The organism is Mesorhizobium sp. WSM4820, assembly GCF_055811075.1.
This window is the reverse complement of sequence record NZ_JBVVQN010000052.1, coordinates 1-3,087: the sequence shown is the minus strand read 5'-3', so window position 1 is coordinate 3,087 and position 3,087 is coordinate 1. Positions and strand designations below refer to the sequence as shown.

Here is a 3,087-nt window from a genome sequence, read left to right as displayed (position 1 = left end):
TGCTGTCCGCATTCAGTAGACCTATAGCCGTCATTGAAACAGTCTATTTGATCTGCCTCGTTAGTCGGCGCATCGATCTCGCTAGCTGCGTTCCATTCGAATGATCTCAACAAGCAGCGCGTCGGGGAGCAGGAAAATCTGGTGAAAATCTCGAAAACCTCCCATACCATTACCGTTGCCGCAGGGCTTTCCGCTGGCGCGGACAAGCGTCGCGACGGCGAAACCCTCCGGGTGCGCACGACCAAGGGGTGGACATTGTACGATCCGCGTCTGGCGTGGATGCTGGTCGCGCCGGTGACGTTTCTGCTGATCATTTTCTTGGTGCTGCCGATCGCCGTGATGGCGGTCTACACCCTCTTTACCTTTGTCACGGCAGGTGTCGAAACCAGCGCGCTGACCACCGCAAACTGGCACAAATTTTTCACCGACAGCTACTATCACGGCTTTCTGTTGAAGACGCTGAGGGTCGGCGCGATGACGGCGCTGCTCTGCGGGGTGTTGGGCTATTTCCCGGCCTATTTCATCTGGGCCACAACCTTCAAGCACAAGTGGCTTTTGTTGCTGCTTCTCATCGCGCCGTTCTGGATCAGCTTCACCATCCGCACCTTTTCCTGGATCCACATCCTAGGAGAACAAGGCGTCATCAACGTCGCGCTGCTGAAACTGGGCATCATCGGCGAGCCGTTGCCGATGCTCTACAACGAGGGCGCGGTCATCGTTGGGCTGCTGCATTTCCTGCTTCCGTATATGATCCTCAACGTTTATGTCAGCTTGGAGGGCATCGACCGTACGCTGATCTCGGCGGCCCGCTCGATGGGCTGCACCAGCGCGCAGGCGTTCCGCGAGGTGACATTGCCGCTCTCGCTGCCGGGGCTGGCTGCAGGCCTGATGCTCTGTTTCGTGCTGGCCGCCGGCAGCTATGTGACGCCGCTACTACTCGGCTCGGGTCGCGACGCACTGTTCGGCAACCTCATCTCCGATACCATCATGGGTGAGCTGAACTGGCCGATGGGCGCCACGCTTTCGATCGTGCTTTTCATGGTGCTCGGCTTCTTCGCCGCCATCTACACCCGCTACATGGGCATGTCGCAGATCGTCAAAGGACTGACTGGATGATGAAGGTTGGGCAAATGAACGCGAGATGGCGGAACAACGAAGGCAGATGGGCATGGCGGCTGACCGGCTTCGTCACGCTCTGCGTTTATATCTTCATGTTCGCACCGATCGTGGCTACCGTCATCTTGTCGTTCAACGCCTCGATGTTCGGCGGCTTCCCGATGACGGGCTTCTCCCTGCAATGGTACGGGAAGTTGATGGCCAATGAGCAGGTGCTGGCCGCCTTCCGCACGTCGCTGTGGATCGCGCTGGTCACTGCCGCCGGCACTACCGCCATCGGCGTCGTCACGGCCTTTGCGCTAGTGCGCTTCGAATTCCCCGGCAAGCAGGCGCTGAGCACGCTGGTGATCCTGCCGGCGCTGGTGCCGGAAACCATCCTCGGCGTCGGCCTGCTGGTGCTGATCAAGGCGGTCGACCAGCCGAGGACACTGCTTCTCCTGGTGCTCGGCCACATCCTGCTCGCCGTGCCCTATGTGGTTATCATCGCTCAGGCGCGCATGGTCGGCATCCGGCGCGTCTATGAGGAGGCGGCACTTTCGCTGGGCGCCTCGCGCTTCTCGTCTGTCCGCGAGATCACGCTGCCGCTGCTCGTCCCCGCCATCGTCGCGGGCGCGCTGCTCTCCTTCACCATCTCATTCGACAACACCTCGGCCAGCCTGTTCTGGCGGCCCGCAGGGGTTGAGACGATGCCGACGCAAATCCTTTCGATGCTCAAGATCTCGATCAGTCCGGAGATCAACGCGCTCGGCACCGTAATGATCCTGGTGACCGTCGGCGTCCCGCTGCTCGGTGGACTGATCCTTCGAAGCCTCACCCGATTCAGAATAAAAGCAACATAAATGGGAGAACTGCAATGAAACTGACCAACACCAAACGACTGGAGCGGCTCAATGACCGCTATGCGAACGGCGATATCAGCCGGCGCTCGTTCCTGACGCTGACGGCGGCGGCGGCCGCCGCCACCGGATTGTCCATGCCCTGGATCGGACGCGCGCTGGCCGCTGTCTCGGAAGTGCGCTTCGACGGCTGGGGCGGCGTGGTGCAGGAAGCCATCGATAAATTTGCCTTCCAGCCCTACTCGAAGAAGACCGGTATCAAGGTGGTCCAGGGTACGTTCGGCGGCGAGAATGAGATTATCAGCAAGCTCAAGACCTCGAGCCCGGGGGACTTTCAGGTCGTGCATTCCTCCGGCCTTGCAAACTACATCAAATATGTGAATGGTGGCTACAACTCGGAGATCAACGAGGCCAACATTCCCAATATGGCGAATGTGCTGCAGCCGATGATCGCGCCCTTCCGCAAGCTGACGCCGAAGCTTTCCTGCGTGCCTTACGACTACGGCACGGAGGGCATCGCCTACAACACCAAGGTGATCTCGCCGGAGGAAGCGAAGGAGAAAGGTGCTGGCCTGCTGCTCGACAAGAAATACGCTGGCAAGATCGGCGGCCATGACAGCATGGGCACGCGCGTCTGGTACGCGGCTCTGGCCACCGGGCAGGACCCCAACAACATCAAGGACATGGACACGATCTGGGCCAAGGTGCGCGAGATGCGCGACCTCTCCAAAAAGTTCTGGAGCTCCGGCGCGGAACTGATGGATCTGCTTTCGAAGGAAGAGATCGTGGTAACCGATGCCTGGTCGGGCCGCGTCGCCGCACTGCAGGACCAGGGCCATCCGATCGGCTATTTCGATCCGCCCGGCTGCGAGGCCTACATGGATGACATGCTCGTCCTCAAGGGTTCACCGATGGCCGAGTGCGAGGAACTGATCAACTTCATGCTCGACCCGGTAACTGCCATCGCGGTGGCCGAGGCCCAGGGCTATCCGCCATCGCTGGATCCGACGAAGGTCAAGCTCACCGAGAAGATCGAGAAGCTGCCGGCCTTCGACCCTACGGGCACGATGAAGTCGCTGACCTTTGCCGATCCGGTCTATTGGACAACCAACGCGGATGCATGGACCACGCAGTG

3 protein-coding genes are annotated in these 3,087 nt (G+C 60.2%); all 3 read left to right on the top strand.

All coding sequences use genetic code 11. From position 1 onward, the window contains the following. Positions 1–279 precede the first annotated feature (279 nt). Positions 280–1,116 carry an ABC transporter permease gene (locus AC0L2R_RS33605; RefSeq protein ID WP_473514075.1) on the top strand — a complete coding sequence of 279 codons (837 nt, stop codon included), beginning with the start codon at positions 280–282 and terminating at the stop codon, positions 1,114–1,116. 14 nt (positions 1,117–1,130) lie between these two features. Continuing rightward, positions 1,131–1,955: an ABC transporter permease gene (locus tag AC0L2R_RS33600; protein WP_473514074.1), complete on the top strand. Its 825-nt coding sequence runs from the start codon at positions 1,131–1,133 to the stop codon at positions 1,953–1,955. Between the two features lie 14 nt (positions 1,956–1,969). Then, the coding region (locus AC0L2R_RS33595) for an extracellular solute-binding protein (RefSeq protein WP_473514073.1) at positions 1,970–3,087 on the top strand (1,118 nt) is incomplete at its 3' end.